General features: G+C 69.3%; 1 protein-coding gene. It reads right to left on the bottom strand.

Translation table 11 applies throughout. The annotated features are described in order from the left end of the window. Nucleotides 1–264 (bottom strand): NAD(P)/FAD-dependent oxidoreductase (locus AC2CJA_RS27435; protein ID WP_484605305.1); only part of this gene is annotated, 264 nt, incomplete at both ends.

Raw genomic sequence — 264 nt, 5'->3', positions numbered from 1 at the left:
CCGGTGGTGGTGTCGCGCAGGGTCAGCCCGGACAGCTTGCCGCCGTCCTCGTGCAGCTCGGCGACCTCGCTGTTCCACACGAACTCGATCTTGTCGTCGGCGAAGGCCCGCTCCTGCATGGCCTTGGAGGCCCGCAGGGTGTCGCGGCGGTGAACGATGGTGACCCTCTCGGCGAAGCGGGACAGGAAGGTGGCCTCCTCCATGGCGGTGTCGCCGCCGCCGACCACCGCGATGTGCCGGCCCTTGAAGAAGAACCCGTCGCAG

The sequence above is a fragment of the Streptomyces sp. ATLC9 genome, assembly GCF_057196705.1.
The sequence above is the reverse complement of the archived record's forward strand: the minus strand, read 5'-3'. Positions and strand labels throughout refer to the sequence as shown.